Consider the following 22,424-nt stretch of genomic DNA (forward strand, 5'->3'; position numbering starts at 1 on the left):
TTTTATGCCAGGCGTGTGGCGGCGGGATTAAAAGATTTTTCGGCCGGCGCGGGGATGCAGGCGCAGCATCATCCCTTCGACAAACCAGATCGGGTTCTCCACCGGCTCATTCTGGTCGGTGCTTGCGGCCGGCGACCAATCGGCGATCGCGCGTTCGTCGTGCAGCATCAGCGGCGGCGGCAGGCGGTGGCTGCGGCGATAGGCTTCCATGGCCGCCTGCGTCTGTTTGGTGATCAGCGGCGTCAAATCCATCAGGTGCTGGTGGCCGTCGCTGAAGCCGTAAAACACTTTTTGCTCTTCGAGCGGCAGGCGGGCGAAAATTCCCAGCCGCTCGCCGCTCGGCGCGGCGTTGTCGCGCAGCACCAGCCGGCCGCCGACCAGCATCCGATAGCCGACCTGCCGCGGCGGCATGCCGGAATAGTGCGCGGCCAGAAACGCCGCTTCCATCAAACCCAACCGTGAGGAATCCGTCGGCAGCAGAACCTCGGTGCCGTTCGGCGTGTCGGTCACAAGTTTGGCCAGTTCACGGCCCATCCGGTTGACCAACAGCGCCCGGTGCGTCAGAACCTGCTCCAGGCGAAAAGTCTGTGGCCCGACCAGAAAAACCAACATGGCGATAACAATGATTTTACGGCGTCGCGACATTCCGAACGAGAAAAGGTCGGCCACCCAGATCGCCAGAAAGATCAGCGAGGGATAGAGCGCCGCCCAGGCCGTCGTGCGGGCGGGCGGGCCGGGCAGTTCCAGGTTTGTCGCGGCCGGCAACAGGGTCAGCAGGGCGAGCAGCGGCCAGATCGCCAGGCGCGGATGTTTGCGAAACCCGGCCATGGTGGCGGACATCAACGCCGCCGAGAGCAGGGCGATGAACACCGGTCCCAGCCATTCCGGACCGCGTGGCATCGTCGGATCGACCGGCAGAAACCAACCGCGTAGCAACCAGGCTGCGTGGATCGGAAAACGCGATGGCGTCCACTGCCGCAAATTTTCAAGGTACAGCACCGGCCGGCCGAACGAGTTCATGTAATAGGCGATCAGGACGACGCCGGCCAGCGAGGCGAGCGGCGCGGCGATCCGGCGCGGCCAGGGGTTTTCCTCGGGCTTCCGTGGGCCGGCGAAAGCCGTTAACAGCACCGCGGGGAGCACGATCAACCCGGCGACATCACAGGCGGCCGCCAGAAACGAAAACAGCAGGACCGGAAAAAGCAGGCGGATCGGGCCCTCTTGCTTCATCAACAGGGTAAACGCCATGGCCAACAAGGTATAACTCATCGCCAGGATCACCGCCAAGGAAGACAATCCCGCGACGGTGCCGGCGGCGATCGGATGCAGCGCTGCCAGGAGAATCGCCGGCCAGACCATGGAACGGTCGGGTTGCCAGAGGCGTAAAAGAAAGAACAGGAGATACAGCGCCGCCAGATGGGCGACGATGACGGCGAACAATTGGATCGATGGATTGTTACCCAGCCAGCGGAATAATACCGCGACGGTCAGCAGCGACACCGGGGCGGTGCGGCTGAGCGCCTGGTTCAATTCGGGGCCGCCCAGAACTCCTGCCATATCGAGCCGGTCGGGCGCCAGACCGCCAAGCAGTTGAGCGGCGGCGGCCAGCACGAAATCGTCGGCTTCGCGAAAACCGTGCCGGAGCAACGGCGAATAGACGAGAACGACCAGAACGGCCAGTCCCAAGGCTGCCAGCAAGGTTCGGCCGCGTGGTGAAAGATGGCGGATCAGCTTCGCGACTCCCCACGGCGTTTGGCCAACCGGCGGCTGTTCGCCCAGATGCGAGCCGCCAGCCGGCGATGCTCGGGATATTTGCCGATCGCGCTTTCGTCGAGTTGGCGGTCGATGTCGTCGGTTTCGACCTCGATCGTTTCCAATGGCGGTGGCGCCGCGGGCATCCGCGTCAGCGGTTCGATGACGCCGGTGACGACGCGAAGTTTGGTCAGCTGCGCGTCGCCGGTCCGTTCGGCGATCCGCTCCAAAATCAGCGTCGCGTGCATTTTAATGTCGTGTCCCCAGGAGCTATCGACTGTTTTAATGACCAGTGTCCGGCCTTTGATTTCGACCGGCCGGCAGACTTCCGCCAGCCGCGCACCGACAATCTGTTCCCACAACGGAAACAGCCGGTGCCGCCCGATCAGCGATTCCAGCCCGAAACGACGGGCGACGGATTCGACCAGTTCGGCGGAATTGTGCACGTTTTTGCCGTATTTGGCTCCGCTCATCGCGCCTCCGGCGAGTATCATGCGATTAAAGCGGAAACGGGTAAAGCTGTTTTTCGCGGGCGAAACGGCAGTACGACGGGATCGGATGATGAAGTAAAGCCGATCATTGCCGGTTTCGGAAGCGCGTGATATTTTCACTGGCGTTTATCACCCGCAAGACAAGGATTTATCGACCATGAAGAACAGTTGGTTGCCGAAAGTCGACACGTGGCAGTACTACGTGCTGCTGGCCGGCGTGACCGGCGTGCTGCTCGGGCCGCTGGGCGGCCTGGCGGCGATGTACATGAATTTCAGCCTCGGCTTTTTCGTCGGCGGCCAGGTGCTGGTCGGCATCCTGGGCAGCGTCATCACCTTCCATTACGGGGCGCAAGGACGGCACGGCGCGAATTACATGCAGACCATGGCCGGCGTGCTCTCCTCGATGTGCGGCATGGCGGTGTTGGTGCAGGCGATGTACTGGCTGGGCATGACGCCGCCGCCGGCCTGGCAGATGGCGGTGTTTTTCATCGCGGTCGGCATGTTCGGCATCGGCCTGGGCGTAATCTATACGCCGCTACTGGTCGATCGCCTGAAGCTGACCTATCCGTCCGGCGCCGCCGTGGCGACGATCATCCGCGCGCTGACCGATCCCAAGCTGCTCAAGGTGTCGATCATGAAACTGGGCGGCGGCATTTTGGCCGGCGCGGGCGGCGGCGTGTTGACGGGCACCAGCATTCCGATGGGCGGCTTTTCGTCATCGACGCTGGGCGCCGGAATGATCGTCAGCCAGCGGATCGCCATCCCGGGGCTGGTGATGGGACTGATCGGCTACGCGATGACACCCACGCTCAAGGCCTGGGGCTGGATCGGCGCCACCGATCCCTTCCGTAAAATCGGCTTTTTGATCGCCCTGGCGATGATCCTGGGCGCTTCACTGGTCGACCTGACCCTGATCTTCTGGGAGGCGATCCAGCGGATCCGCGGTGCCATGAAGGAAAAGCCGGAAGAGACCCCCGCGAATCAACAGGTCAATTTCAAGATTTTCATCGGCTGGGCAATCTTCTGGGGCGTGATCGTGACCGTGCTGGCCAAGACGATGTTGCATCAGCCCATCGGCTTCATTCTGCTGGCTTTGGGACTGGTGTTGCTGTTTTTGCTCGTCAACGGCATCTCGACCGGTATCTCCGATTCGAACCCGATCTCCTCGGCGTTCGTGCTGAGCGTGCTGTTGATGTCGGTGCTGGGATTGAAAGACCCGGTGCTGGGCTTGTTCGCCGCCAGCATCCTGCTCATTTGCTGCTCGGTCGGCGTGGACATGCAACAAGCGCTGGCCACCGGCCGGCGGCTCGGCACCAGCCGGATGATCCAGTTTCATTTTCAGTGGGGCGGGGTGATCATCGGGGCCATTTTCTCGATGATGCTGGCCGGCGTGTTTTTTAAGGCCTATCCCGACTTGACGCTCAACGCGGTCCATCAGGAAGTGCCGAAGTGGCAATCGGCGATGACCTATAAGATCGTCGGCATCCTCGAGGACATCGGCAACCTCAAGCCGCACCAGATGTACGCGCTGATCATCGGGCTCGTTTACGGTGTCGCGGTACAGATCCTGCGCAAGCTGCTCAAGGACAGCGCGCGTTACCGTGAATTTCTGGCCCGGGCGAAACAGAGCGGCAGCGCCGCGGAGCGGTGGCGCGGGATCATTGCGGACTTCTGCATCGACGCGCTGCTGTTGAGCAGCCCGTACGCCTTTTCGTTCGGCGGTTTCGTCGACGTGCCGACGGTGCTCTGGTTCGCGGTGGGCGGCGTGATTTGTTCGTCGATCAATTTCTATTCGCAACAAAAGGTCAAGCCGGGCGAGGAAATGCCGGAGGAAATCGGCACGACCTTCCTGGTCGGCGGCGGGTTGATCGCGGGCGACGCGATTTACGCGTTGGCGATCGGTCTGGTGGGGTTGTTCGGCTTGTTGTTGGGCTGATCGCGGCTCGGTTTTGCAGGCCAGACGGGGCGATTGATGCGCGGCGGAGCTCTCGGAATTTTCATCGGACTGCTGGTCTTGCCGACGGCGGCGCTACTCTTGCTTTGGCCGGTTCACGGGCTCAACACGCATTATTACGCGATCCGCGACGAGCAGCCCGTGTTTTGCGCCACGGCCGTTTCCACCGACCTCTTCTATTCCGAAACCGGACTGTTTCAATCGCCGTGCCGGTACGCCTGGAACAGCAAATTGCACGGCGACAACGACAAAGTCCCCGAATTGGCGGCCGAGTGGGCGGGCTATTTACGGGTTCCACACGCCGGTTCCTACTACTTTGCCTCGAAAAGCCCCGGTGATTTTTCGCTCGATCTCGGACCGCATCGAATCACGCTGTCGCCGGACGAACCGGCCGCGCGGCCGCTCTATCTGACGGCGGGGCTTTATCGCCTGAACGCGCATTATCGCGGCGAAAACGGACCGATGCTGACTTGGAACCGATCGGCCGGTAATCAACGGCCGATCGATCTGCGGTATTTCTACCGCCGCCCGCCGGCGCCGTTGGCGACTACCCTGGCCGTATTGTCGTTCGTCGCGCTTTTTTTCGCCGAATTCTATTTTCTAGCGCGGCTGGCGCCCGCCCGGGCGGCCGCTTTGGGGGATTTCGTCTGGCGGCGGCGCTACGGCCTGGCGCTGGTGTTTCTTTTGGCGCTGGTTTTGGCGACGCGGCTCTATCAATACGATCGCATGCCGTTTGCCGGCGAATCGGGCGACGAATACAACGTCGCGCTCAACGGGTTGAACCTGGTCTACACCGGCGTCCCGTCCTCCTGGTCGATTTTAAAGGCTTATCAACCCGCCCAGAGAGAAAAACAGCCGATCTTCGGACGTAATTTTTCAATTGTCCGGCCGTTCTTTGATCACCCGCCCGGCCATTCACTGCTCACCGGAGTCTGGTTGCGAATCATGGGCGTCGGCTATGACGAGCGCTACGAGCATTACTTCGAAAACAAGGCGCGCCTCGTGCCGATCGTCGCGACGGTGTTCAATGCCTTATTGCTCTTTTTCCTGGCGTGGCGGGTCTGCGGCCGGCGCGACCTGGCCTTGCTGGCGGTGCTGGTGTTCGCGCTCTATCCACCGGCCATGTTCAGCGGCCGGCTGTCCAAGGAAGAAAATTTTCTCATCACGTTTTTTCTGCTCGCGCTCCTGGGAGTGGAAAATTATCTATCGACCGGCAAGCCGAGCCGCCTGCTCCTGGCCGCTGTCGCCGCCGGTGCGGCTTGTCTTTTCAAGGTGTCCGGATTGGCGGTGGTCGGCGGCGCGGCCGGGGTGCTCATCGCGGCGCGCCGGTGGCGGGCGGCGTTGTGGGTGGGCGCGATCGGCGCGGTGTTTTTTGGTTTGTATTTCGCCTACGGCGCTTACTACGACTGGTCGACTTTTCTGCGCGTCTTCGCCGGGCAGGCCAATCGCCAGTTCAGCAAGGTCGGCGGCTCATCCCTGAGCACGCAGGGGTTGTGGGCGCTGCTGACTTATTCCGCGCCGGTGCGAAAAAACTTTTTCTCGCTGACGCATCTCTGGTTTTGGCTTGGCCTGTTTTTCTTCTGGCGCGAACAAAGCAAGCTCCCGGAGGACCGGCGCTGGCGAGTGGATCTGGTCGTCTGGCCGGCGCTGATCTACCTGGCGTTCATGGCGATCACCATTAGCTCGGATCTGCCTTACGGCTGGTATCGCATCCCGTTTCTGCCGTTTTTCGCGATCGCCGCGGCCTGGTATCTCGATCGATTGTTGCGTGAGGGCCAAACCCCGCCGGCGGTTTTATTCTGCTTGCTGCCGTTGAACGACGCCCTTTACTGGGGCTGGCTCGCGCCGGCGACGCACCACCGACTGACCTACCGGCTGGCCAACCTGGTTCCCGTAGGCTTGCTGGTGTTGGCGCAACTGTTGCCACCGCGTTATCGACCGGCCGCGGTGAAGGTTGTTTCCTGGGTGGCGGTCGGCGCGGTTTGCATCCTGACGATCGTCAGCCTGTTCCGCCGCTGGTACCTTTACGATCTGGAATACTGAAAGGGGGATTCGCCGTGTCCAACGGGCGCAAAATCCTGTTGCTCTGTTGGACCCTCTGGCCGCTCATTTGCTTCTTCCTGTTTTTCGCTGTGGTGGTGGGATTCGCCGTCACGAGCATCTACCGCGAACAGACGAGCGCCCGCGCCGACCAGTCAGCCGTTGCCGTCGCTCCGCTTGATCTGGCTGCTGCTGATCCTGTTTTTCAACATGTTTTGTATGCCGGTTTATTGGTACCTGTACATATGAAAACCGCGCCCGTTGCCGGGCGCGGTCGGTTGAAACGAGGATTTTTTCAAACCGCGACGGCTAGTGAATGCCGTGCATCCACTTCTTCAATGTCTTGACCAGGAACAGCAGGATGATCGTCGCGCCGCCGGCGGTGGCCACCGGAATCATGAAGAAGGTCGCTTTGGCCATCGTGTCGTATCGACCCGCGAACAAGCCGCCCACCAAATTGGCCGCGAAGTTCGACAGGAACCAGGTGCCCATCAGGAGCGACGCGAAGCGGACCGGCGCCAACTTGGTGACCATCGACAGGCCGACCGGCGACAGGCAAAGCTCGCCCAGCGTGCACATGACGTAGCAGCCCACCAGCCACAAATAGGTGACCTTGGTCTCCGGGCCGCCTTTGTCCACCAGCGCGCCGGCAAACAGCATAACGACCATGCCGAGGGTCAGCATGCTCAGGCCGAAGACGAATTTCACGGGGGTCGAAGGTTCGCGGCCGGCTTTCGCCAGGCGGATCCACATCGAGGAGAACAGCGGCGCCAACACAAAGATCAGGAAGGGATTGACCGATTGGAACCAACTGGCCGGAAATTCCCAGTTGATCAGCGGAAGCATCCGGTTGGTGGATTTGTCGGCGAACAAGGTCAGCGAGCTGCCGGCCTGCTCGAAGGACGCCCAGAAGAAAATGACGAAGAACGCCATGATGAAGATTACCGCGATGCGGTGTTTTTCTTCGGTCGTCAGCGGCGCGTGTTCCGCCGCGCCCTTGGCCTGATAACCAGGTTTCATCCCGGCGTCGCCGAGGTATTTCTTGCCGCCGAGCAGGTACATGCCCAACCCGGCCAGCATGCCGACGCCGGCCGCGGCGAAACCGTACTGCCAGCCGATCCGCTCGCCCAGCGTGCCGCAAATCAGCGGCGAGAAAAGGGCGCCCAGGTTGATGCCCATGTAGAAGATGGTGAACGCTCCGTCGCGGCGCGGATCGTTTTGTTCGTACAGCTGCCCGACCGTCGTGGAAATGTTCGGTTTGAAAAAGCCGTTGCCGATGATCAGGAAACAGAGGCCGAGGTAAAACAGGGTCTGCCCCGCGAACGTGGCGCCGGCGTCGCCGGCCCCTGAAACCGCCGCGACTGCCAGGCAGAATTCGCCGATGGCCATGATCAGGCCGCCGATGAAAATGCTCTTGCGCTGTCCCAGGTAGCGGTCGGCCAGGTAGCCGCCGATCAGCGGCGTCATGTAGACCAGGCCGGTGTACCAGCCGTAGATCGAGCCGGCCTTTTCGGTGTTGAACAGCAGGTACTTGGTCATGAAGAGCACGAGGATGGCGCGCATGCCGTAATAGCTGAAGCGCTCCCACATTTCGACGCCGAAAAGCAGATACAGACCGGGCGGATGGCCGTTGGTTTTCGCTACGGGTTGAGCCATTTCTCTCTCCCTTTCGCAGGTGCGGTAGATGAAAAAGATGTTTTGACTTTACTAGGATAGGAACGGGGAGAAGTCAATGCGATTTGCCTCTGCGGAGGTTCTCTGATTGATGTGGATAGATTCTTCGGTCAAGGGCCACAGAATGAAAACGACCGATAATCTGTAAAGTGAGCAACCGCTCATCGGTCATTTTTAATATGTTCTTGCGCAGAAAAACTGACACCGGATGCAAAATTTCCTCTTGTTTTTTGTCTAGATGCATGCTATTGGCAAAATCGCGGCACTAAGAATCTGTATTTCCAGTGGGGCTGGGAAGGGGGATAAGACTGTAAGGAGTCCCCGATGCCCTGGAAAAATCTGCCGCGACCACTGCAATTTTACATCATCTTTTTAATCACGGCCGCCGCTGCTGTTTTCTTTCAACAAGTGCACTTCATGGCCGCCGCGCCGCTGACCTGGTCGCTGATTCTCTATATTCTGCTTTCCATTCTAACCGCCCGCATCAATGTGAAGATTCCCTACACCGACGTTCATTTTTCGATGGATACGGCGTTCGTTTACGCGATTCTGATGCTCTACGGCGGCTTGCCGGCGATGGTGGCGGATTCGGCGAGCAAGATCATCAACACCATGCCGCACATCAAGCAGCAGACCTGGTACAAGGTTCCCTTCAACGTCGCGTCGGGGTTGTTGTCGGTCTTCGCGGCCGGCCAGGTCTACTATCTGTTGTTGCCGAACAACCCGACGTATAGCGGCTATCTGCTGCCGCTGGCCTGCATGGCCATGGCGTATTTCCTGGTCAATTCGATCACCGTGGCGGTGGCGATCAGCCTTTCCACCGGGATGAACGTGATCAAGCTCTGGGTGGAAAATTTTCTGTGGACTTCCATCGGCTTTTTCGCGGCGTTGTCGATCGCGGTGCTAATTTACCTGCTCGATTTCACCATCGGCGCCCTGGCGTTTCTGGTCAGCCTGCCGATTCTGGGGCTCGTCTATTTTTCGCAGCGCGTTTACCTCCGGCAGGAGGAAGACGCCAAGGCGCACATCAACCAGCTCGAAGCGATGCACATGAGCACCATCGAGACGCTTTCGCTGGCCATCGACGCCAAGGACCAGATCACCCACGGTCACGTGCACCGGGTCACGGCCTACGTCACCAAACTGGCGGAATATCTCGGCGTGACCGCCCCCGAGGAAATGCAGGGGTTGCGCTTCGCGGCGCTGGTGCATGATATCGGCAAAATCGGCATTCCCGATTTGCTGCTGGCCAAGCCGGGGCGGTTCACCCACGAGGAGATGGACCGGATGCGCATGCACCCGGTGATCGGCGCCCAGATCGTCAAGGCGGTGTCGACCGATTTCCCCATCACCGACATCGTGCTGTGTCATCACGAGCGGTGGGACGGCACGGGCTATCCGCGGCGGCTGAAAGGCGAGGCGATCAACCGTTTCGCCCGCATGTTGGCGATCTGCGACGTCTACGACGCCCTGCGCTCCGACCGGCCTTACCGGCGGGCGATGTGCAAGGAAAAGGCCGTCAACATCATTCGCGACGAACGCGGCGGCGCTTTCGATCCGGAAATCACCGACGTCTTTTTGACCCACTTGGAGGATTTGGAGGCGGCGGCGGCCGAAGAGGATCGCCGCCTGGAAGCGCTGACATTTTCGACGCCTTCGTCGACCGACGGTTTGGACGTCGTGCACAATTACAACCCGCTGGAGTTGTACGGCCAGATTTCCTACACGCAACAGGAAGTGTTCTTGCTTTACGAGACGGCCCAGTTGGTCGGCTTGAATCTGCCGGCGCAGGAGCTGGCGGCCAAGCTGATGACCAGCGTCGGCAAATTGATCCCCTACAACACCGCCATCGTGTTTTTGACCGACACCGCCGAGGATCATCTCGAGCCGCTGTACGTCGATTCGCGCGATGCCGGCGCGTTTTCCGGTTTCCGCATCGCGTTCGGGCGCGGCATGTCCGGCTGGGTGGCGCAAAACGGCCAGCCGATGCGCAACGTCGACCCCGTGGCCGAACTGGGCGAGTTGGATATCGCCGACCAGAAATACCGGACCATGCTGTCGGTGCCGCTGCGATTCGACGGGCGCACGGTCGGCGTGGTCAGCCTGTACTCCGAGAAAAAGGATTTCTACCAGGATCGCCACCAGGATCTGCTCATCAAGCTGTGCAGCATGGTCACCCCGGCCGTGGTCGGCGCGCTCAAGAGCGAAGAAATGATGTCGGAGGATTTGATCGATCCCCTCACGCACCTGGGCAACGTGCGCGCGATGAAGCACTACTTCGAGGGCGAATTGATCGGCCACCCGCGACAGGAAGCCTATTCACTGTATTTGCTGGATTTGCGCGGCTGGCGGCAGATCAACCAGCGTTACGGGCATGAGACCGGCGATCGCCTGTTGCAGACGCTGGTCAGCGGCGTCACCGGCGTACTGCGTCCCGAGGATCGCTGCTTCCGTTGCGGGGCGGACGAACTTGCCGTCGTCGCGCACGGCGCCGACAAACAAGGCGCGATGGCGCTCACGGTGCGGCTGCGGCGTTCGATCACGCGCCTGGGCGTCAAGGTGGCCGGAGGCGTGCTCTCGCCCGATGTGGCGATCGGCTACGCCTCGTATCCCGAGGACGGCATCACGCCCGAGGAATTGTGGCGTGTCGCCGACAGCAACCTGTACAAGGACCAGATGCGTAGCGCGGTGCCCGCAAAGGATTGGCACAATTCAATGGCGCCGGCCAGCGGATCCTGATCCGTCGATCCTTGTTTACCCGCCGCGGTTGCCCGATAATAGCCGCCATGTGGAAACTGCTGACGCGCTTCGGCGAAGCCGGCGAAGCCGATTTCCCGCTCCTCGACGAGTTGACGATCGGCCGCGCGCCGGATAACGCCATCTGGCTCGACGACCCGCTGGTGTCGCGCCGCCACGCCCGGATTTATCTCGCGGGACAGGCCGCGTTCGCCGTCGATCTGCAAAGCGCCAACGGCGTTTTTCGCAACGGCGAACGGTTGACCGACCCGGTCGAATTGCGGCCCGGCGACGTGCTGCTGATCGGCGGCTACAAGCTGCTGGTGACCTGGTCGGGGCAGGGGCCTGCCCCCGCGCCGGCCGGCGATGAGTCGCTCGACCGGACGTTTCACCTCACCACGCAACGGCCAGGAGCCGGGGAACTGGAATCGCCGTCGGCAAAGAAAAGCGATGAACCTTTGGCGGCGAAACGCGCGGCGCCGCGTCCGCGGGCGGGCTGCCTGCTGCCGCTGCTCGCTCCAGTCTTGCTCTGGCTGGCGTTAAGGCTCTGGTAACCAAAGATGACTGACGAACGAACCCGACTCGAGGATACGACGGTACGCGAATCCACCGCCCATCTGCGGGAAAAGGCCGGGCGGCGGCGCGACGAAGCGCCGCAATGTCCTTACCTGCTGGTGATGACCGGGCGGATGAAGCATAAAAAGATCCTGCTGCTCGCCGGGCGGACGCTGATCGGCCGCGACCCGTCCTGCCACCTGGTACTCGACGACCCGTGCGTTTCGGCGCGGCATCTGCGGCTTGTCCGCCGGCCGGAAGGGGTTTACGGCGAGGACCTCGACAGCGCCAACGGCACGCTCGTCAACGGCCAGCCGCCGGAAGCGACGCAACCGTTGCGGCACGGCGACCGTCTGCAAATCGGCCGCACCGAACTGGAATTCCGTTATCCGACCGCGACGATTATTCCGAATGGTACCGATTGAAGAGACAATGCCAGCGGCCGAGGCTGAACCAGTAGTCGATCGCCGGCCGCGTCAGCGTCTCCCGATGTAACGGGCAAAGCGCGTTTTGGCTGGCGCCCAGACGGGTCAGGTCGACGTTCAAGCGGGTGCGCGCGCCGCCGGGTTCGTCGAGCTTCGGATTGAAGATAATCACCAACAACGGCGGGCGATCGTCCGGGTAGCGGATGGAATAGGCCTCCTGGACGTCCCAGATTTCGCGGCCCTGCTCGTAGCAGGTTTCCCATAACGCGCGGTCGAGAGCGATCTGGTGCTGGTAGCAATCCTCGCGCGTCGAAGCGTAATAGACATCGTCGATTTTGGTCACGACCAGGACCGCCAGGATCAAGATCGCCAGCAGAAAGACCAGATCGACCGCCGTGAATCCGCGCGTGTTCATTATTCGAGTTTCAACACTCCGTCGCCCATGATGAAGAGCCGCCGGTAATTGTAACGGTCCGCCCGCGGCAGGTTTAAAATGAATTGCTCCTCGCCTTCGATCAGCGAGTAAACGTACGGTTCGCCGGTATCCAGGATCGTCGGCGGCTCCGGCAAGTATTTTGGCACGAGCCCTTTCAATTCCTTGGGAAATTGACCGTCGTTCTCATTGGCGTACAAAAAAATCTTCGAGGCAATATAGGTCATCTGCAACGAGGGATCGCCCATCTGTTTGAAGCGTTTGAGTTCGTTGACGGCCGGCAGGCCCGCCCGGTCGATGTAGTGGTTCATGTAGATGAGGGTACCGAGCAGCAGCAGGATGAGGACGATGTACCAGCCGTTGATCACCTCCAGCGCCGCTTCCAATTTCGTTTTCTTCTTTTTGGTGTCGTCGGCTTTGCGGTGCCGCAATTCGAGGTATTCGCGCGTGTCGTCGTCGGCGATTTCCACCGCCGATTCCAGGGTGCAGGCGGGACAGATGACCTTGTCTTCCTCGTCGAAGCGCATGCACTGGCCGCAGATCGGTTTGCCGCAACTCGTACACTCGTAGAGCGCGTCCTCGTTCGGGTGAAAAAAGCACCGAGTCATGCCGCGCGGCTCCTTACCGCTGATTAATCGATGAAGAATATTTTGCCCGACTTCGCGACATCAATCAACACGGTCGCCGGGGATCGCCAACATGCGTTTGCGTTGGGCCGCCTTGGCATCAAGCGGCAACACCACGGTAAAGGCGGTGCCGTGATCGATCCGACTGGCGAAGTGAATGTCGCCGCCCAGCCATTCGACGATCATCCGGCTGATCGGCATGCCCAGGCCGAGGCCGTCGTGATGCGTGTCCAGCCGTTCGATCTGCTGAAAACGATCGAACACCTTGTGCGCGTCCTCCGCCTGAATGCCGATGCCGGTGTCCGCGACGACCAGCCGCGCCATCGATTCCAGGCCGCTTTCCACCAGATCGAGGCGAACGGTGATGCGGCCCTTCTCGGTGAACTTGATCGCGTTGCTCAGCAGGTTGGTGACGACTTGCACCACCCGGTCGGCGTCGACGACCACCGCGCGCAGGCGGGGATCGTTCTTCAGATTGATTTCGAACGCGAGCCCCTTCTGGATGATCGAGAGTCGATACGCCTCGCAGGTCTGCTGCACCAGGGCGATCAAATCGGTCTTTTGGAAATGGAACTGAATCCGGCCCGCCTCGAGGCTCGAAAGGTCGAGCAGGTCGTTGATCAAGCGGGTCAGCCGGAGAGCCTCGCTCTGCATGATGCGCAGAAAACGTTCGCGGCCGCGTTCGGTCAGCGGCAGGTTTTTCGTCAACAGCGCCTCGGCGCTGGCGCTGATGGAGGTCAGCGGGGTTTTCAATTCGTGCGAGACGAGGCTGAGGAAGTCGTCCTTGTTTTTATCGAGTTCGCGCAGTTTTTCCAGGGCGATTTCCAGGTCGGCGGTGCGTTCGCTGATCCGCTTCTCCAGGTTGAGGTTGAGTTGCATGATTTCCTGGTCGGCCTTTTCCAGGGCGCCCTGCTTTTCCTCCAGTTCGCCGCGCGCCTGGACCAGCTTGAAGGTCATTTCCGAAAATTTTTCGCTCAGAATGCCGATTTCGTCCATCCGAGCGGCGGCCAACTGAATCGGCTGGCGGCCGTCGAAGGTTTCCATGTCGGTGGTGAGTTGCTCGAGCGGATGCGTCAGGTTCCGCGCCAGCCAGCGCGACATCAGGATCGCGATCAGGCACAGCGCGAGAAAGAAGGCGAGGGCGATGAAGCGCAGTTCGGCGATCGCCGAGTCGAACTTGGCGCGGACGTCGGTGGTGAAATCGTCCTGGAAGCGCTGCGCCGCGCTCTGCCAGACCTGACTTTTCTCGCGCGGCTGCGCGTAGAGCAGGGTGTAGCCGACCGGCGGCAGCGGGGCGGTCGCCGTGACGTACCCGTGCTGCAACTGACGGTTCACGACGTCGATCTCCCGGCCGTTGTAGGCCAGGAAATCCGGCGAGGAACTGGCGGTCAGGTTGCCTTCCTCGTTGAACAACAGGACGATGCCGGGCGTATTGTCCAGCAGCCGCATGAACCGCTGCAGAGTGCGATCGAGGTCGCCCTGGCTGTCCTGATAAAGGTTCTGCCAGCCGGCGGCGAGCGAGGCGGCGTTGGTGTGCAGCGTCATTTCCAGGTCGTTCTGCAGGGCCAGGTTCAGCAGTTGCGTTTTGCGTTCGGCGTAGTCGCCGGCATCCTTGGCCGTCAGCAGGCGTGTCGAGTTCAGCATTTCACTGAGCAGCAGAAAAAGCGAAATGATGGGAATGACCGCCAGCAGCATGGTCCAGAAGAGGATGCGGTTTTGCATCGCTTGCGTTCTTCTCGTCTGGCTGCCTTCAGGCATCACCGGCTCCTACCAGGGAATCGGCTCCAACGGCCGCGGCACGATCACTTCCGTTTCCGGCCGCAACTGCCGGACTCGTTCGGCGAACGGAACAGGGTCGCTGCCCGGAATGTATTTGTCCATTTCCGTCAGCGGCCGGGAAAAATCCTCGAAATGGAACGGAAAAACCCGGCGCGGGCGAATCCGGGAGAACAGGCGCTGGATGAAATGCGGCGTGTATTGGTGGCCCGAGACGCAGATCCAGGCGTCGTCCACCGCGCATTCCGGCAGGAGGTTGTCGATCAGGTTGGCCGTGCCCTGGTGAAAAAGAGTCCGCCCGCCGGCCCGCACGAAGGCCAGCAGCGGCGGTTCGCCGTGGCGGTATTTCCAAACCCAGAGCGGCGGTTTACCGTTTGGGTCGATGCGGCCGGGAAACGGCACCTTGCCCAGCGCCACCCGGCCGTGGCGGGTTTTCACGGTTTCGACGGCAAACGGGCCGATCGTGAAATTCTCGCCGCCGGCCAGCACTTGCGGGCAGCCCGGCAGGCCGTGCAGGCGCAGCAGGGTGTCGACGCTTTCGTTGCCCCAGACCGGCACGCCCAATCGGCCGGCGATGTACGGCGTGTCCTGCGAGTGGTCGGAATGCGCGTGGGTGATCAGAATGCCGCAGACCTCGCCTTCCAGGCCGGCGAGGTACCGGTCGATTTTTTCGGTGTCCGGCCGGATCGGCCGCGTGAACGAGGCCCACTTGTCGAGCCGCGACAGATGCGGATCGATCAGCAGGATTTTCCCGTCTTGAGCCAGCTCAAGACTCGCCGTCCCCAGCCATTTCGCGGTAGCCATCGCGCTCTCCGGTTTTGCAGACATGATTAATATACCACTCCGTGTCGGCGAGAATCCCGTGCAAAATGCGCGCCTCGCGCAGCGACGGGGCGGCGCGCGAATAAAGGCGCCGCAGGACGCGCATGTTGCGCTCCGGATTGTGGCGATCGATGAAGCCGACCTCGAGGTAGATCCGGCGCATGTGTTCGTACAGGCGCTGCAGTTGATCGTGCGAGGCCGGATGATGCTTGTCGATCTGCGGCGACACGTCGGCGGCACGGCTGAACAGCTCGTAGGCGAGAATCACCACCGCCTGCGCCAGGTTTAGGCTGCGATGGCCGGGGTCGGTGGCGATCTCGACCAGTTGATTGCACAAGTCCAGCTCCGGCTTGGACAGCCCGCTGGTCTCGTTGCCGAATACGATGGCCGCGCGCCGATCGCCCGCCAGTTGCGGCAGCAGCCAGTCGGCCAGGGCGCGCGAGGTGCAGAAACGCTCGCGAAACTTGCCGATCCGGCGGGTCGTGCCGATGACGTAGTGAAAACCGGCGAGCGCCTGTTCCAGGTCGTCGAAGCGTTCCGCCCGTTCGACGATGTCGTAGGCACTCGTCGCGTACTGCTTGCAAAGCTCCGTTTCGGTGTATTGCGGATTGACCAGCAGCAATCGGCGCAGGCCGAAATTTTTCATCGCCCGCGCCGTCTGGCCGACATTGGCGTCGCCGCCCGGCCGGACCAGCACGACGGCGATCCGTTCCATGATCGGCGGATGCTGCGTGACCGTGACGCCGCGTTCGGCCCGGCCGCGCTTGATGAACGACTTCGAGGTCGCGGACTGTTTCGTCGTCGGAATGGCGGTCATCCTCCCGTCGCGGTGTGAATTTCCTGCACAATGGCCGCCACGGCGGCGACCGGGTCGGGGGCCTGGGTGATCGGCCGCCCGATAACCAGGTAGTCGGCGCCCGCGCGGATCGCGGCGGCCGGGGTCATGATGCGTTTTTGATCGTCGGCCGAGCCGGAGGCAGGCCGGATGCCCGGGGTCACGGTGAGGAAGTCGGGCCCGCAGGCTTCCTTGATCGCCGCGACGTCCTGCGCGCTGGCCACCACGCCGTCCAATCCGGCTTCCTTCGCCAGTTTTGCCAACCGCAAAGCCGCGTCCTGGGTCGGCCCCTGCAAGCCGACGGCGGCCAGATCCTTGTTGTCCAGGCTGGTCAGCACGGTGACCCCGATGACCAGCGGCTTGGGAATGTGCAACGAAGCCACCACCTGCTGCGCCGCCACCGCCGCCGCGCGGCACATCGCCGGCCCGCCGGCCGCGTGGACGTTGACCATCCAGACACCGTGCGCCGCCGCCGCTTCCACCGCGCCGGCCACGGTGTTGGGGATGTCGTGGAATTTCAGATCCAGAAAAACCCGCATGCCGTTTTCGACCAGCACCCGGATGATTTCCGGGCCGACGCTGACGAACAGCTCCTTGCCGATCTTGAAGGCGCCGACCTTGCCGCTCAACTGATGCGCCAGTTGGCGCGCCTTTTCGATGTTGTTGACGTCCAGGGCGACGATGACGCGCTCATGCGGATGCATGCAGTTCCTCCGCGATGACGGCCTTGATTTTCGCCACGGCGTCGGCCAGCGGCACCATTTCCAACTCGGGCGCAGCGCGCCGTTTCAGTTCCACCGCGCCGGTCGCCAGTCCTTTCTTGCCGACGGTCAACCGCAGCGGGTAGCCGATGAGGTCGGCGTCGTTGAACTTGACGCCCGGGCGCTCGTCGCGGTCGTCGAAGACCGCTTCCACGCCCGCGGCGAGCAATTCGCCGTAAAGCTTTTCGGCGACCTGGAATTCCTCGCTGCCCGTTTTGCCGGCGGCCAGCACGACGATCTGGAAGGGGGCCAGGGGCATGGGCCAGATGATGCCCTTGTCGTCGTGGTTTTGCTCGATCGCGGCGGCGGCGGTGCGGCCGATGCCGATGCCGTAGCAGCCCATGATCATCGGTTTTTCCTGGCCGTTCTCGTCGAGGTAGACGCAGCGCATCGACTGTGAATATTTCGTGCCGAGCTTGAAGACGTGCCCGACCTCGATGCCGCGCAGGATGCGGTAGACGCCGCCGTGCGGGCAGGGGTCGCCTTCGCGGGCGAAGCGCAGATCGGCCCATTGGGTCGGCTGGAAGTCGCGGCCGAGGTTGACGCCGGTGACGTGGTAATCCTGTTCGTTGGCGCCGGCGACCAGGTTGCCGCGGCCGCGCAGGGCGTAATCGGCGATGACGGGCTCGGTTTTCAAACCCTGCGGTCCGGCGAAACCGACCGGCGCTCCGGTGACCTTGACGATGGTGTCGGGGTCGGCCAGTTCCAGCGAGTCGGCCTTGAGCAGGCGCTGCAGCTTGATCGGATTGATTTCGTGATCGCCGCGGACCAGCGCCACGACGGGTTTGCCGTCGGCGACGAAGACCAGCGTCTTGATGACATCGGTGGCTTGAACGCCGAGGAATGCCGTGACTTCCTCGATCGTGTGTTGGCCGGGCGTGTGGACTTTTTTCAATTCCTGCCTTTCGCCCGCAAACGCGGCGCCGGGATCGTCGGCCAGTTCGGCTTTTTCGACGTTGGCCGCGTAATGGCCGATGTCGCTGTAGACGATGGCGTCCTCGCCGGTGGCGGCCAGGACCATGAATTCAGCGCTGAAGCTGCCGCCGATGTTGCCCGAGTCGGCCGCGACCTCGCGGAATTTCAGCCCGCAGCGCGCAAAGATGCGGTGGTAGGCCTGGCGCATCGCCTCGTAGGAGGCGTTGGCGCCGGCTTCGTCCAGGTCGAAGCTGTAGGCGTCCTTCATGACGAATTCGCGCGCCCGCATCAGGCCGAAGCGCGGCCGGACCTCGTCGCGGAACTTGGTTTGGATTTGATAGAGGTTGAGCGGCAGTTCGCGGTAGGAGCGCACGTCGCGCCGCACCACGTCGGTGACGATTTCCTCGTGCGTCGGGCCGAGGCAGAAGTCGCGGAAATGGCGGTCTTTGAAGCGCAGCAGTTCCGGGCCGTAATGCTGCCAGCGCCCGGATTCGATCCACAACTCGGCCGGCAATACCGCGGGCAGCAGGACTTCCTGCGCGCCGGCGCGGTTCATCTCTTCGCGGACGATCTGCTCGACCTTGCGCAAAACCCGCAAGCCGAGCGGCAGGTAATCGTACAGGCCGGCGGCCAGTTTGCGGATCATGCCGGCGCGCAGCATGAGCTGGTGGCTGACGACTTCCGCGTCGGCGGGAGTCTCCTTCAACGTCGGCGCAAACAATTTCGAAAAGCGCACCTTCCTTACTCCTTATCCGTCTCGTGATTGGCGGCGGGCCATTCGGCCAGTGCCTCGCGAACGCTCGGCACCACCTCGTCCCGCGTTACTTTTTTCCAGTATTCGCCCTGTTTGTAAAGCAAAAAACCGTCACGGGCGGCGATCACGCCCAGATCCGCCTGGCGGCTTTCACCGGGCCCGTTGACGCTGCATCCCATGACGGCCAGATGCAGCCGCAGCTCGCTCTTGCCGAACGCGGCCTCGATGTCGGCGATCACTTCCTCGATCGGTTGTTCCAGGCGCCCGCAGTTGGGGCAGGAGGTGATCGTGATGCCGCGTTGCCGCAAGCCGAGGCTCTTGAGGATCTCCCAGCCGACCTTGACCTCCGGCGTCGGGTCGCCGGTCAGGCTGACGCGGATCGTGTCGCCGATGCCTTCGTGCAGCAGGATTCCGAGGCCCACCGCGCTACGCACCGCGCCGTTGAGCAGGGTCCCGGCCTCGGTGATACCCAGGTGCAGCGGGATGTCCGAACGGGCGGAAAACAGCCGGTTGGCCGCGATGGTGCGCGGCACGTCGGAAGCTTTCAGGCTCACCTTGATGAGGCGAAAGTCCATGTCTTCCAGCAGGGCGACGTGATCCAGCGCCGATTCCACCATCGCCTCGGGCGTCGCGCCGCCGTATTTTTCGAGCAGCCGCTTTTCCAGGCTGCCGGTGTTGATGCCGATGCGGATGGGCACGCGGCGCTCGGCGCAGGCGCGGACGACTGCTTGGGTCCGTTCTCGGCTGCCGATGTTGCCCGGATTGATCCGCAGCATCGCCACGCCGGCTTCCAACGACGCCAGGGCCAGCCGATAGTCGAAGTGGATGTCGGCGACGAGCGGCACGCTGGTGCGCTTGACGATTTCCTTGAGCGCCGCGGCCGCCGCCGCGTCGACCACGGCCAGGCGGACGATTTCCGCCCCGGCACCCTGCAGGGCGTTGACCTGAGCGATGGTCGCTTCAACGTCGCGCGTGTCGGTGTTGGTCATCGATTGCACGGCGATGGGCGCGCCTCCGCCGATCGGCACGGGGCCGACGAAAATTTGCCGGGTTCGGCGCCGCGCGATCATTCGTCCTCCCGCGGCACGTTCAACCCCAGGCTTTTCATTTTGCGATGCAGGTTGGTGCGTTCGATGCCGATCGCCTCGGCCGTCTTGGTGATGTTGCCGCCGTTCTCGTCGAGCTTGCGGCGCAGGAATTCACGTTCGAACTGCGCCTTGGCCTCGCGGTAGTCGGGCACGGCGAACAGGTCGTCGGGCTCTTCCGGTTGGACGGCCTGCAGCTTGATCGCCTGGCTGACGTGCGCCGCGGTCACCGATTCGGCGCGGGTGAGGATGACTAGGCGTTCGACGATGTTTTTCAGTTCGCGGATGTTGCCCGGCCAGTCGTATTCCATCAGCCGGGCGATCGCCTCGGGCTCGAAGTCGCGCGGCGGCAGGCCCGACCGGACGCAGAAGGCCTTGGTGAAGAAATCCACGAACAGCGGAATGTCTTCCTTCCGTTCGCGGAGTGGCGGCACCTGCAGCGGAATGACGTTGAGCCGGTAGTACAGATCCTCGCGGAAGCGGTTCGCGGCGATCTCCTGTTCCAGGTCTTTGTTGGTGGCGGCGATGACCCGCACGTTGACGGGGATCAGTTCGCGCCCGCCGACCCGCTCGAAATGCTGTTCCTGCAAAACGCGCAACACTTTGGCCTGCGTTTTGAGGCTCATGTCGGCGATTTCGTCCAGGAAGATCGTGCCGCCGTCGGCCAGGTCGAACTTGCCGCGCCGCCGCTCGGTGGCGCCGGTGAAGGCGCCTTTTTCGTGGCCGAACAATTCCGACTCGATCAATTCGTCGGGAATCGCGGCGCAATTCACCTCGACGAACGGTTTTTGTGCCCGCTTGGACTGCCGGTGGATCTGGCGGGCGACCAGTTCCTTGCCGGTGCCGTTTTCACCGGTGACCAGCACCCAGCTATCGGTCGGCGCGGCGAGGGCGATCTGTTCGCGCAGCGCCAGAATCCGCGGGTGACCGCCGATCATCTCGTACTTGGCCTCGATCCCTTCCTTGAGGTGGCGATTCTCTTCCTCCAGCCAGATCAAATCCATCACGCGGTGGACCGTCAGCATGACGTCGGAAAGCGAGAGCGGTTTTTCGATGAAATCGTAGGCCCCGAGCTTGATCGCCTTGACCGCGGTTTCGACGTTGCCGTGCCCGCTGATCATCACCACCTGCAGGGCCGGGTACATTTCCTTCAGGCGGGCCAGTGTCTGCATGCCGTCGATGCCGGGCATCCAGATGTCGAGCATGACCAGGTCGGGCCGCTCCTGCCGCACGTATTTCAACGCCTCCTCGCCGGAAGCCACGCCGTGAACCAGAAAACCTTCGTCCTCCAGGATGCCGCTGAGCGTCTCCCGGATATCCGGTTCATCGTCGACGATGAGTATTCTTCTCTCCACGAACACCTCTATTTCTTGAGCGAATTCGAATGACTCATTGTAGCAGATTTGCAACACTTGGCTAGCCGAAAGAGTATCGTTCCTCGCGGGTCGAAAATGGCGCGGATCGCTTCGTTTATTCCGCCCCTTCAGGGCGGACGTTACTTCCTCTCGATTCCTGGGGTTTCCACCCCAGGCTGAAATATTTCGCCCCTCCGGGACGATCGGCGATCCGCCGAAGGCCGCTTCGGCGACATATCAACGAAATATTAAGGCGGCACGAAAAATCACCTCACCTTCCGCGCCGCGCCGACATCCATCTCCGCTATTCCGCTACCGTCACGATATCGAGCAACAACCGATTGCTGTGCGTCGCGCAGTCATTCGAGATTTCCAGAAAGTAGGGCGCGCCTTCGCCGTTGAGGAAGATCGAGGGGTCCACCTTGAAAATTAACGGTTCTCCTTTTTCGGTATAACACATACTGGGAATGCCCATCGGGAACGACTCATCGGTTATCGTGCCCTCGGTCTTGTCCAAGCAATAGGATTCTCCATTCTTCACGATGAAGATATGTCCGCCGCATAATTGGTTCCCCGGATAAGCGAACTCAATGGCAAAAGTCAAATTCGCCTCCAGGCCAATACTGACCGGTTGATTGACCGGCGACCCGTCAATCAGGATACTCACGCCATTCAGGTGGGGTTGCCGATCAACCGCTGTTCCACATTCTGGATAATTGTACCCTTCGCAATGTGCCCCTTCGAAAAAATCGACCGAGCCCTGACCACTATCATTATCGTCGTCATCGTTATCATCCCTGTTGTCGCACATCAGCAACGAGATCGAGCAAAGCAACAACGAGGCAAGCAATAAGAAGGTTTGTGCTTCCATCTTTTCACTCCTTTTCAATTTTATGGCCAAACGCCGCGATAGCCGCCGTCGCCGCTTCCCAAGTGTTTCAAATCTGCCTGCTTTTTTTCTCGCCCAAAGGGGGCGTCATATCGTAGCCAGGGGTGGAGTCTGTAGCGGACGGAACCCCTGGAAACAGGCGGTGTCCATTTTTCGCCCTGAAGGGGTGACCTATTTCGAAAAGCAGAATGGATCGCTTCGTTTATTCCGCCCCTTCAGGGCGGACGTTACTTCCTCTCGATTCCTGGGGTTTCCACCCCAGGCTGAAATATTTCACCCCTCCGGGGCGATCGGCGATCCGCCATCGACGGCTGTCCACTCGGCATAAACGCCGTCGCCGAGCCCTCACAGGTCCTCGAGGCTGTCATCGTAGAGTTGTTGACTGGTTATTTTTGGTTGTTGGAGGGCAAGAATCGTGCCATGCGGCAAAGCCGATCGCGGCGATTGCCAAACACGGCAACACCAGGAACAGAAGCGACTTACGTGTCATGTTTACCTCCAAAGTTGGCACCGAGTGCAAAGAACGAAGAAGATGGAATAAATATA

Annotated in this window: 19 protein-coding genes; 6 read left to right on the top strand and 13 right to left on the bottom strand. The window is 61.6% G+C overall.

What is annotated here, in order from left to right:
- Nucleotides 1-27 precede the first annotated feature (27 nt).
- Together GX444_12140 and GX444_12145 are read right to left on the bottom strand one after the other, a co-directional pair.
- Complete coding sequence (locus GX444_12140) at nt 28-1,698, bottom strand: hypothetical protein (GenBank protein NLH49331.1); 1,671 nt, start codon at nt 1,696-1,698, stop codon at nt 28-30.
- Nucleotides 1,699-1,727: 29 nt separating this feature from the next.
- Nucleotides 1,728-2,225 carry a DUF721 domain-containing protein gene (locus tag GX444_12145; GenBank protein NLH49332.1) on the bottom strand — a complete coding sequence of 166 codons (498 nt, stop codon included), beginning with the start codon at nt 2,223-2,225 and terminating at the stop codon, nt 1,728-1,730.
- Between the two features lie 175 nt (nt 2,226-2,400).
- Here GX444_12145 and GX444_12150 point away from each other — a divergent pair, with 175 nt between their 5' ends.
- Genes GX444_12150 through GX444_12160 form a run of 3 tightly spaced genes read left to right on the top strand, consistent with a single transcriptional unit; the run spans nt 2,401 to nt 6,584 of the window.
- Nucleotides 2,401-4,179, top strand: a complete 1,779-nt coding sequence (locus tag GX444_12150) for a peptide transporter (protein ID NLH49333.1) — start codon at nt 2,401-2,403, stop codon at nt 4,177-4,179.
- A 36-nt stretch (nt 4,180-4,215) separates the two neighbouring features.
- On the top strand, nt 4,216-6,240 hold the full coding sequence (locus GX444_12155; protein ID NLH49334.1) for a DUF2029 domain-containing protein: 2,025 nt from the start codon (nt 4,216-4,218) through the stop codon (nt 6,238-6,240).
- A 14-nt stretch (nt 6,241-6,254) separates the two neighbouring features.
- Nucleotides 6,255-6,584 carry a hypothetical protein gene (locus GX444_12160; protein NLH49335.1) on the top strand — a complete coding sequence of 110 codons (330 nt, stop codon included), beginning with the start codon at nt 6,255-6,257 and terminating at the stop codon, nt 6,582-6,584.
- Here GX444_12160 and GX444_12165 read toward each other — a convergent pair.
- The gene (locus tag GX444_12165; protein NLH49336.1) at nt 6,547-7,893 is read right to left on the bottom strand and encodes a peptide MFS transporter; all 1,347 of its coding nucleotides are present in this window, start codon (nt 7,891-7,893) and stop codon (nt 6,547-6,549) included. The genes GX444_12160 and GX444_12165 overlap by 38 nt on opposite strands.
- A 342-nt stretch (nt 7,894-8,235) precedes the next feature.
- Here GX444_12165 and GX444_12170 point away from each other — a divergent pair, with 342 nt between their 5' ends.
- The 3 genes from GX444_12170 to GX444_12180 are packed head-to-tail and all read left to right on the top strand — an operon-like array spanning nt 8,236 to nt 11,627.
- Nucleotides 8,236-10,650, top strand: coding sequence for a diguanylate cyclase (locus GX444_12170; GenBank protein NLH49337.1), 2,415 nt, complete (start codon nt 8,236-8,238; stop codon nt 10,648-10,650).
- Nucleotides 10,651-10,697: 47 nt separating this feature from the next.
- Nucleotides 10,698-11,201: an FHA domain-containing protein gene (locus GX444_12175; protein NLH49338.1), complete on the top strand. Its 504-nt coding sequence runs from the start codon at nt 10,698-10,700 to the stop codon at nt 11,199-11,201.
- A 6-nt stretch (nt 11,202-11,207) separates the two neighbouring features.
- Entirely contained in the window at nt 11,208-11,627 is a 420-nt protein-coding gene (locus GX444_12180) for an FHA domain-containing protein (GenBank protein NLH49339.1), read from the top strand.
- On the opposite strand, the gene GX444_12185 is transcribed toward GX444_12180, so the two are convergent.
- The 10 genes from GX444_12185 to GX444_12230 form a co-directional block, all read right to left on the bottom strand.
- Nucleotides 11,605-12,042, bottom strand: coding sequence for a hypothetical protein (locus tag GX444_12185; GenBank protein ID NLH49340.1), 438 nt, complete (start codon nt 12,040-12,042; stop codon nt 11,605-11,607). The genes GX444_12180 and GX444_12185 overlap by 23 nt on opposite strands.
- Nucleotides 12,042-12,668 (bottom strand): hypothetical protein, encoded by a 627-nt coding sequence (locus GX444_12190; protein ID NLH49341.1) that lies wholly within the window; start codon nt 12,666-12,668, stop codon nt 12,042-12,044. Before GX444_12190 ends, GX444_12185 begins: the two co-directional genes overlap by 1 nt.
- Nucleotides 12,669-12,728: 60 nt before the next feature.
- Complete coding sequence (locus GX444_12195; GenBank protein ID NLH49342.1) at nt 12,729-14,444, bottom strand: HAMP domain-containing histidine kinase; 1,716 nt, start codon at nt 14,442-14,444, stop codon at nt 12,729-12,731.
- Nucleotides 14,445-14,453: 9 nt separating this feature from the next.
- On the bottom strand, nt 14,454-15,266 hold the full coding sequence (locus tag GX444_12200; GenBank protein ID NLH49343.1) for a hypothetical protein: 813 nt from the start codon (nt 15,264-15,266) through the stop codon (nt 14,454-14,456).
- Complete coding sequence (locus GX444_12205; protein NLH49344.1) at nt 15,229-16,101, bottom strand: RNA methyltransferase; 873 nt, start codon at nt 16,099-16,101, stop codon at nt 15,229-15,231. Before GX444_12205 ends, GX444_12200 begins: the two co-directional genes overlap by 38 nt.
- Complete coding sequence (pyrF, locus tag GX444_12210) at nt 16,098-16,823, bottom strand: orotidine-5'-phosphate decarboxylase (GenBank protein NLH49345.1); 726 nt, start codon at nt 16,821-16,823, stop codon at nt 16,098-16,100. Before pyrF ends, GX444_12205 begins: the two co-directional genes overlap by 4 nt.
- Nucleotides 16,810-18,531 carry a proline--tRNA ligase gene (locus GX444_12215; GenBank protein NLH49346.1) on the bottom strand — a complete coding sequence of 574 codons (1,722 nt, stop codon included), beginning with the start codon at nt 18,529-18,531 and terminating at the stop codon, nt 16,810-16,812. Before GX444_12215 ends, pyrF begins: the two co-directional genes overlap by 14 nt.
- A gap of 5 nt (nt 18,532-18,536) precedes the next feature.
- Nucleotides 18,537-19,619, bottom strand: a complete 1,083-nt coding sequence (gene ispG, locus GX444_12220) for a flavodoxin-dependent (E)-4-hydroxy-3-methylbut-2-enyl-diphosphate synthase (protein ID NLH49347.1) — start codon at nt 19,617-19,619, stop codon at nt 18,537-18,539.
- Nucleotides 19,616-20,989, bottom strand: a complete 1,374-nt coding sequence (locus tag GX444_12225) for a sigma-54-dependent Fis family transcriptional regulator (protein NLH49348.1) — start codon at nt 20,987-20,989, stop codon at nt 19,616-19,618. The genes ispG and GX444_12225 overlap by 4 nt, the downstream gene beginning before the upstream one ends.
- A gap of 304 nt (nt 20,990-21,293) precedes the next feature.
- Nucleotides 21,294-21,860, bottom strand: a complete 567-nt coding sequence (locus GX444_12230) for a hypothetical protein (protein NLH49349.1) — start codon at nt 21,858-21,860, stop codon at nt 21,294-21,296.
- Nucleotides 21,861-22,424: the final 564 nt, after the last annotated feature.

Source organism: Myxococcales bacterium, assembly GCA_012517325.1.
In the GTDB taxonomy this organism is placed as follows: Bacteria; Lernaellota; Lernaellaia; order Lernaellales; family Lernaellaceae; genus JAAYVF01.

Bases quoted from the DNA above. Each gene is read 5' to 3' on its own strand.
- GX444_12155 (NLH49334.1), top strand. From the start codon at position 4,216: ATGCGCGGCGGAGCTCTCGGAATTTTCATCGGACTGCTGGTCTTGCCG.
- GX444_12170 (NLH49337.1), top strand. From the start codon at position 8,236: ATGCCCTGGAAAAATCTGCCGCGACCACTGCAATTTTACATCATCTTT.
- GX444_12175 (NLH49338.1), top strand. From the start codon at position 10,698: ATGTGGAAACTGCTGACGCGCTTCGGCGAAGCCGGCGAAGCCGATTTC.
- GX444_12145 (NLH49332.1), bottom strand. From the start codon at position 2,225: ATGAGCGGAGCCAAATACGGCAAAAACGTGCACAATTCCGCCGAACTG.
- GX444_12190 (NLH49341.1), bottom strand. From the start codon at position 12,668: ATGACTCGGTGCTTTTTTCACCCGAACGAGGACGCGCTCTACGAGTGT.
- GX444_12180 (NLH49339.1), top strand. From the start codon at position 11,208: ATGACTGACGAACGAACCCGACTCGAGGATACGACGGTACGCGAATCC.
- GX444_12205 (NLH49344.1), bottom strand. From the start codon at position 16,101: ATGACCGCCATTCCGACGACGAAACAGTCCGCGACCTCGAAGTCGTTC.
- GX444_12165 (NLH49336.1), bottom strand. From the start codon at position 7,893: ATGGCTCAACCCGTAGCGAAAACCAACGGCCATCCGCCCGGTCTGTAT.
- GX444_12230 (NLH49349.1), bottom strand. From the start codon at position 21,860: ATGGAAGCACAAACCTTCTTATTGCTTGCCTCGTTGTTGCTTTGCTCG.
- pyrF (NLH49345.1), bottom strand. From the start codon at position 16,823: ATGCATCCGCATGAGCGCGTCATCGTCGCCCTGGACGTCAACAACATC.
- GX444_12200 (NLH49343.1), bottom strand. From the start codon at position 15,266: ATGGCTACCGCGAAATGGCTGGGGACGGCGAGTCTTGAGCTGGCTCAA.
- GX444_12150 (NLH49333.1), top strand. From the start codon at position 2,401: ATGAAGAACAGTTGGTTGCCGAAAGTCGACACGTGGCAGTACTACGTG.
- ispG (NLH49347.1), bottom strand. From the start codon at position 19,619: ATGATCGCGCGGCGCCGAACCCGGCAAATTTTCGTCGGCCCCGTGCCG.
- GX444_12185 (NLH49340.1), bottom strand. From the start codon at position 12,042: ATGAACACGCGCGGATTCACGGCGGTCGATCTGGTCTTTCTGCTGGCG.
- GX444_12195 (NLH49342.1), bottom strand. From the start codon at position 14,444: ATGCCTGAAGGCAGCCAGACGAGAAGAACGCAAGCGATGCAAAACCGC.